Raw genomic sequence first — 7,662 nt, forward strand, 5'->3', positions numbered from 1 at the left:
CTGCTTCCCGTCGCCAATCTCAGTTGAAATAGTACTGGCAGTCAGCGTTCCAACGCAGGGAATACTCAGCAAGCGCTGTCCAACCTCATCTTCGTCCAACTTTCGTTTCAACTGAGATTCCAGATCTTTAATCTGCTCAACAAGATAGTGATAATGCTGTTGTAATTTCAGCAGTAACTGGCTGAGATAAAGAGGCAAACTACTGTCCTCAAGAAGGGTACTCAGTCGACTAATAACGGCAGCACCTCGCGGAACGCTGATACCAAATTCCAGCAGAAAAGCATGCATCTGATTAGTTGTTTTCACCTTATCCTGAACCAGGGATTCACGGACACGATGCAGAGCTCGCATTGCCTGCTGAGATTCGGTTCTGGGCTGCACGAAACGCATAGATGGACGTGATGCTGCTTCACAGATAGCTTCAGCATCAACGAAGTCATTTTTGTTGCTTTTAACGAATGGGCGGACAAATTGCGGTGATATCAGCTTTGGAAAATGCCCTAACTCTGCCAGCTTGCGTGCCATAAAGTGAGAACCGCCACAGGCTTCCATCGCGATGGTTGTTGCCGGGCATGTCGCCAGAAATTCGATTAGCTTTGGTCGGGTGAATTTTTTACGGTAAACGGCCTTCCCACGATGATCCTGACAATGAATATGGAAAGAGTTCTTACCCAGATCGATACCAATAAGCGCAATGTTTTCCATGATGGTTCTCCGAATGAAAGCCTGTCCTCAGCATAGTACCGGGAAGGAGGGAGTGACCATCTCATTAAATAAAGCACGCTAAGCCGGTTGCAGCGGCCGTAGCGGCCTGAACTTGCCCGCGCCGATCTTGGCGCTGCTGCGCCAGAGGTAATCGCCGGTCAGGTTGATGTGCTCCCAGCCGAGCGGCGACAGGTACTGCAACAGGCCGTCATCGACGGCTTGACCGTGGCCACGCAAGGCGTTCGCGGCCCGCTCCAGATAGACCGTGTTCCATAGCACGATGGCCGCCGTCACCAGGTTGAGGCCGCTGGCCCGGTAGCGCTGCTGCTCGAAGCTGCGGTCGCGGATTTCCCCCAGGCGGTTTAAGAACACGGCGCGGGCCAGCGCGTTGCGCGCCTCGCCTTTGTTCAGCCCGGCATGCACGCGGCGGCGCAGCTCGACGCTTTGCAGCCAGTCCAGGATGAACAGTGTGCGCTCGATGCGTCCCAGCTCACGCAGGGCGACGGCCAGGCCGTTCTGGCGCGGGTAGCTGCCAAGCTTCCTGAGCATCAGCGAGGCCGTCGCCGTGCCCTGCTTGATCGAGGTGGCCATCCGCAGGATTTCATCCCAATGGGCGCGGACGTGCTTGATGTTGAGCGTGCCGCCGATCATCGGTTTCAACGCCTCGTAGGTGGCATCGCCCTTCGGGATGTAGAGCTTGGTGTCGCCCAGGTCACGAATGCGCGGGGCGAAGCGGAAGCCCAGCAGGTGCATCAACGCGAAGACGTGGTCCGTGAACCCTGCCGTGTCGGTGTAGTGCTCCTCGATCCGCAGGTCGGATTCGTGATACAGCAGGCCGTCGAGCACGTAGGTCGAGTCGCGCACGCCGACGTTCACGACCTTGGTGTGGAACGGCGCGTACTGGTCGGAGATATGGGTGTAGAACGTCCGCCCTGGGCTGCTGCCGTATTTCGGATTGATGTGGCCGGTGCTCTCGGCCTTGCTGCCGGTGCGGAAGTTCTGGCCGTCCGACGATGACGTGGTGCCGTCGCCCCAATGCTCGGCGAAGGGATGTCGGAACTGCGCGTTGACCAGCTCGGCCAGTGCCGCCCCGTAGGTTTCGTCGCGGATGTGCCAGGCTTGCAGCCAGGCCAGCTTGGCGTAGGTCGTGCCGGGGCACGATTCCGCCATCTTGGTCAGGCCCAGGTTGATCGCGTCGGCGAGGATCGTGGTCAGCAACAGGTTTTTGTCCTTGGCCAGGTCGCCTGACTTCAGGTGGGCGAAGTGCCGGGTGAAGCCCGTCCATTCGTCTACCTCCAGCAGCAATTCGGTGATCTTGACGTGCGGTAGGATCATCGCCGTCTGGTCGATCAGGGCCTGTGCGGTATCGGGCACCGCCGCATCGAGCGGCGTGATCTTCAGGCCCGACTCCGTGATGATGGCGTCCGGCAGCTCGTTGGCCAGCGCCATGCGGTTGACGGTGGCGAGCTGCGTTTCCAGCAGCGTCAGCCGGTCATGCAGGTACTGGTCGCAATCGGTGGCCACGGCCAGCGGCAATTCGCTGGCCTGCTTGAGGCTGGCGAATTTCGCGGGCGGCACCAGGTAGTCCTCGAAGTCCTTGAACTGGCGCGAGCCTTGCACCCAGATGTCGCCGGAGCGCAGCGCGTTCTTCAGCTCCGACAGCGCGCACAGTTCGTAGTAGCGCCGGTCGATGCCGGTGTCGGTCATCACCAGCTTCTGCCAGCGCGGCTTGATGAACTCGGTCGGCGCGTCGGTGGGCACCTTGCGGGCGTTGTCGCTGTTCATGCTGCGCAGCACCTCGATGGCGTCGAGTACGTCCTTGGCGGCGGGCGCGGCCCGCAACTTGAGCACGTCGAGAAATTCCGGCGCGTAGCGGCGCAGCGTGGCGTAGCTCTCGCCGATGCGGTGCAGGAAATCGAAGTCCTCGGGTTGCGCGAGCCGCTGCGCTTCGGTGACGCTCTCGGCGAAAGCATCCCAGGACATGACGGCCTCGATGGCGGCGAACGGATCGCGGCCCGCTTGCTTGGCCTCGATCAGCGCCTGGCCGATGCGCCCGAACAGCCGCACCTTGGCATTGATCGCCTTGCCGGATGCCTGGAACTGCTGCTGATGCTTGTTCTTGGCGGCATTGAACAGCTTGCCCAGGATGCGGTCATGCAGGTCGATGATTTCGTCGGTGACGGTGGCCATGCCCTCGATGGCGAGCGCCACCAGGGTCGCGTAACGCCGCTGCGGCTCGAACTTCGCCAGGTCGGCGGGCGTCATCTGGCCGCCCTCGCGGGCGATCTTGAGCAGCCGGTTCTGGTGAACCAGCCGCTCGATGCCGGAGGGCAGGTCGAGCGCCTGCCACGCCTTGAGGCGTTCGATGTGTTCCAGCATGTGCCGCGAGTTCGGTTTGACCGGGGATTGCCGCAGCCAGGCCAGCCACGTCGTCTTGCCGTTGTCGCGGCGCTTGAGCAGATCGTCGAGGCGACGGCGATGCACGTCCGTCAGCGGCTCAGCCAAGGCGTCGTAGAGACGCCGGTTGGCGCGGGTAATCGCTTCGGCGCTCGCCCGCTCGACGGCGTTGAGGGCGGGCACAATGACCGACTGCCGCCGCAGGTGCTCGATCAAGGCTCTGGCCAGCACGATGCCCTTGTCGGTTTGCATGGCCAGCTCGGTCAGCAACTGGACAGCCTGCCGGTAGTGGCCAATCGTGAACGGCTGGAAGCCGAACACCGTTTGCAGCTCGACCAGGTGCTCGCGTCGGGTCTGCTCACGCTGCCCGTACTCGTCCCAGCTTTCGATGCCGACCTTGAGCTGGTTGGCGACCAGTCTCAGCAATGGCGGGAACGGTGGCTCATCAGCGCCAAGGATGACGCCGGGAAAGCGCAGGTAGCAGAGCTGCACCGCGAAGCCCAGCCGATTGGCCGGGCCGCGCCGCTGCCGGATGATGGAGAGGTCGCTTTCGCTGAACGTGTAGTGACGGATCAACTCATCCTTGGTGTCCGGCAACGCCAGCAGGCTTTCGCGCTCGGCGGCGGAGAGGATCGAACGGCGGGGCATGCGGTTTCCTTCTTCTTGAAATTCTATTCTTGATTGCATATCATCTCAACGAGTTTCGATAAGAAAGGATGCGCATGCGACCGTCTGTTGTGCTTGACATGAAGCGAAGCGCAGTGCGTGAAGCGGTAGGCCGCTTTCGCGCCGCGAACCCGCGCGTCTTCGGCTCGGTGCTGCATGGCACCGACCGGGATGGCAGCGACCTCGACCTGTTGGTCGATGCGCTGCCCGGTGCCACGTTGTTGGACTTGGGCGATTTGGAAGAAGAACTGAAATCGCTGCTCGGCGTTGACGTCGATCTGCTGACTCCCGGCGACCTGCCGCCGAAGTTCCGGGCCAAGGTGCTCGCGGAGGCGCAACCGATATGAGCGAGAACCGCCTGCCCGATTACCTCGACCACATTCAGCAGGCCGCAACCGATGCGCGCAGCTTCGTGGAAGGGATGGCCAAGGACGACTTCTTGGCCGACAAGCGCACCCAGCAGGCCGTCATCATGAGCCTGATCGTCATCGGCGAGGCGGCCACAAAGGTGATGGATGGCTACGTCGAGTTCACCCAGGCGCATGCCGACGTGCCGTGGCGCAGCATGCGCAATATGCGTAATCGCATGGCTCACGGCTATTTCGACATCAACCTCGATGTGGTGTGGGAGACGGTACAGGAATGGCTGCCGGCGTTGCTCCAGCAATTGCCCGCCGTGCGTCAGGATGCCGACGATGAAGACCGTAACGACAACTGTGAAAGAGGGATCTCCGATGACTGTTGAATCGAGAATATTTTCTGTAGCCGAGTATGTTCAGCCGTCCGAAGGCGAGCCTATTCGTTCCGTTGTGCTTGAAACCCGAGACTCAATTATCGTGGTTTGGCATGTCCATCCCGGGCAGGAAATTGCGGCTCACATTCATCCTCACGGCCAAGACACGTGGACTGTTTTGTCGGGAATGGCTGATTACTTTCAGGGCAATGGGATTGTTCGTGCCCTCAGGGAAGGTGAGATAGCCGTGGCAAGACCGGGCCAAGTGCACGGGGCGCGAAATACAGGTACCGAGCCATTTGTGTTCGTCTCGGTTGTGGCATCAGCCAATGCCGGTTTCGTATTGGCTGAGCGATAGAGCCCAATCTCTGGAGTTGGTCCAATGAGCGGTCGGGGAGATAGGTAACAGACATGCAGCGGACACGGCTGCTAAACCAGGTCGCAAACCTCCTTGCGTCGCAGCGTGCCGCAAGCGACGCGATCAATCGAATGGGGTCGGCATGAGACTGAACACCATCCAGTTCCCGACCGCGTAGCCGCCTGTCCTGCCGATCAGGTCTTGACCATCGACGCCTGGGATCAGTCCTGAATGTTCTTGGAGACCACTACGTTATGAGCCGCAGCCGCCGCAAAACACCCATCGTCGGGCACACGACCTGCGGCAGCGAGCGCGAGGACAAGAAGCTCTGGCATCAGCGCTGGCGCACCCGTGAGCGCACGGCGCTGACCAGCGCGTCGCCCGAAGCCCTGAGCGCCCATCTGCCCCTGCTGGAAAACCAGGCCAGCAGCGTCTGGTCGATGGGCAAGGATGGCCGCTCCTACTGGCCCGTCAAGCGCCAGGCCGCCACGGCGGATCGCATCGCCAATCACAAGGGACGCAACCCGCAAGAACGCGCCTCCCTGAAAAAGCGCCTGCTTACACTGTGATTCCTTCAAAATATCTCAACGAAATTTCCCGACACCTGTTTAAGCTATCTTGCTGATATTTCTGTTTTTCGATTTTTGCCGGCGCGATGCCGGCGACGTTGGCCAGCTGCCCCGGGCGCGATACTGAGATCAGTTTCTTTGAACAAAAAAACCGCCTTTTGGCGGTCAGTATTCAGTAGCGGGGTTAGAGGGCCAGTCGTGTAAAAAACCACGTTAGCCGACTATTTATTTGAATAACATAATATTTTAACTGATATGCCAGCGTTCATCCTGACTTATCTGAACAGGGCTCCGCCTGTAAAATGTGAAAGATAGAAAGGTAATTATTTATAATAAAATTAAATAATTTCAATTTTCTCTTCAGAATATACACTGACAGTGTGAAAAAACCCCCGTTATCACGGGGATTTTCCTGTAGATAATACGTTACCTGACTTGCTTAGAAGGCGCAAAGCGCAGTATCAAAATACCGGCCAGAGCGGCCAGTATGGACCCTGCCAGAACCCCCACCTTGACCTCATCAACGAGCAGAGGGCTGCCTGTAAAGGCCAGATTGCCGATAAACAGGCTCATGGTAAAACCAATCCCACACAGTACCGAGACACCATAAACCTGTAACCAGGTACTTTTCTCTGGTCGTTTCGCCAGGCCCAGGCTGACGGCCAGTAGCGACAGGCCAAAGATACCTGCCTGTTTACCCAAAAACAGGCCCAGCGCCACGCCTACCGGAACCGGCGACAACAGGTCATTCATCGTCATGCCCGACAACGCGACGCCCGCATTGGCGAAGCCAAACAGCGGCAGTATCATAAACGTGACCCAGGGGTTGATGGCATGCTCAAGCCTGTCCAGAGGCACTTCATCAGCCGCATTCCTGGTTCGCAGCGGGATAAAGAACGCCAGCAGGATACCCGCGACGGTGGCATGCACGCCTGACTGAAGCATGAAAAACCACAGTACTCCCCCCGTCAGCAGATAGGGCAGCAGGCGCGTCACGCCGGCACGGTTCAGGCTAAACAGCAGAGCAACCATTGCCGCTGCACCACCCAGCATCAGAAGCGAAATGTTGCTGGTATAGAAGAGCGCGATGATAGCCACCGCCCCCATGTCATCCAGAATAGCCAGCGCCGACAGGAAAATTTTTAGCGAGACTGGCACACGACTGCCCAGTAAGGCGAGTACACCGAGCGCAAAAGCAATATCCGTGGCCGCCGGGATGGCCCAGCCGGAAAGGGTTTCGTCATGACCGGCATTAAACCCCACGTAAATCAGGGCAGGTACGGCCAGACCACCCAGTGCGGCAAAGCCCGGCAACGCACGCTGGCTCCAGGTGGCTAACTGGCCGGTGACAAGCTCACGCTTGATTTCCAGCCCGACCATCATAAAGAATACGGCCATCAGGGCATCGTTTATCCAGTGCTCAACGGACAGGCCTGCTGTTTTGTATTTCAGGAGTGTTTCATAACCTTCCCTGAGGGGCGAATTGGCCACGATGATAGCGGCTGCCGAAGCAATAATAAGCACAATACCGCCCGCTACAGGTGAACTGAAAAAATTAGAAACGGGCTTGATAACTTTTCTGGTTAATCCGATTGGGTTTTCTGTCACTTAATCTCCCCCTGAGATGTTGACTTACGAATTGTGAATCAGGCAACCCAGAGACTGTGCACTCCAAAAATGCAATGCACAGCCTGATTGACTGATGTAAGAAATTTAGATAATTAAATTAATAAGTTAAATTCGGTCGGTCTGTGGTTACATTTTATCATGCACCGTCAGGTAAATGGCCGCCTTCAGGTAAATTATCGTAAAGCGAAGCCTTGGCGGGGCTAGGGTGCGTTTCCATTCTGAGAAATTTGCTCAGTCTGTTTCCAGAACATGGCTGAAATTTACTATCCGCCGCGTGTCAGTAAATAGTATCTGTCAGTAAGAGCTGGCAACGTAAACTGACACGGGTAGTGATGGAAAATGATTACACAGGACACCGTTTGCAGACAGATGCTGCTCTGAGCCGCATTATCCTGAAAAGCCTGAACAGCAGCTGATGGATAATTATCCGTCCATGCCGGTGACGAATGGCTGTCAGAAAAGACATACCACAGGTCAAAATGGCGCATTTCGTTAACACTGAGGCCAGAAGTTTTGGGCTGGATATATTTATTGCTTGCCGGATGCTGTGAGATCTTTTACGCGGCGGCCATTCCGCGGACCGACGGGTTCACCCGGTTATGGCC

General features: G+C 57.8%; 7 protein-coding genes. 4 read left to right on the top strand and 3 right to left on the bottom strand.

Features of this window, described 5'->3' with window-relative positions; translation table 11 throughout:
- Window positions 1–705 (bottom strand): IS110-like element IS5075 family transposase (locus ACKLKD_RS27065; RefSeq protein WP_420061999.1); only part of this gene is annotated, 705 nt, incomplete at its 3' end.
- A 78-nt stretch (window positions 706–783) separates the two neighbouring features.
- Complete coding sequence (locus ACKLKD_RS27070; protein WP_087806397.1) at window positions 784–3,750, bottom strand: Tn3-like element ISPa38 family transposase; 2,967 nt, start codon at window positions 3,748–3,750, stop codon at window positions 784–786.
- Between the two features lie 74 nt (window positions 3,751–3,824).
- Between ACKLKD_RS27070 and ACKLKD_RS27075 the strand changes: the two genes are divergently transcribed.
- The 4 genes from ACKLKD_RS27075 to ACKLKD_RS27090 all read left to right on the top strand — a co-directional run bounded on the left by ACKLKD_RS27075 (window position 3,825) and on the right by ACKLKD_RS27090 (window position 5,428).
- The gene (locus ACKLKD_RS27075; RefSeq protein ID WP_001247892.1) at window positions 3,825–4,115 is read left to right on the top strand and encodes a nucleotidyltransferase family protein; all 291 of its coding nucleotides are present in this window, start codon (window positions 3,825–3,827) and stop codon (window positions 4,113–4,115) included.
- Window positions 4,112–4,513 (top strand): DUF86 domain-containing protein, encoded by a 402-nt coding sequence (locus ACKLKD_RS27080; RefSeq protein WP_001293886.1) that lies wholly within the window; start codon window positions 4,112–4,114, stop codon window positions 4,511–4,513. Before ACKLKD_RS27075 ends, ACKLKD_RS27080 begins: the two co-directional genes overlap by 4 nt.
- Window positions 4,503–4,859, top strand: a complete 357-nt coding sequence (locus ACKLKD_RS27085) for a cupin domain-containing protein (RefSeq protein ID WP_003465043.1) — start codon at window positions 4,503–4,505, stop codon at window positions 4,857–4,859. The genes ACKLKD_RS27080 and ACKLKD_RS27085 overlap by 11 nt, the downstream gene beginning before the upstream one ends.
- A gap of 254 nt (window positions 4,860–5,113) precedes the next feature.
- Entirely contained in the window at window positions 5,114–5,428 is a 315-nt protein-coding gene (locus ACKLKD_RS27090) for a hypothetical protein (RefSeq protein WP_000091613.1), read from the top strand.
- 426 nt (window positions 5,429–5,854) lie between these two features.
- Here ACKLKD_RS27090 and nhaA read toward each other — a convergent pair whose 3' ends face one another.
- Window positions 5,855–7,036, bottom strand: a complete 1,182-nt coding sequence (nhaA, locus tag ACKLKD_RS27095) for a Na+/H+ antiporter NhaA (RefSeq protein WP_004194048.1) — start codon at window positions 7,034–7,036, stop codon at window positions 5,855–5,857.
- Between the last annotated feature and the right edge of the window lie 626 nt (window positions 7,037–7,662).

The organism is Klebsiella sp. 10982 (assembly GCF_048589245.1).
Taxonomy (GTDB): Bacteria; Pseudomonadota; Gammaproteobacteria; order Enterobacterales; family Enterobacteriaceae; genus Klebsiella; species Klebsiella quasivariicola.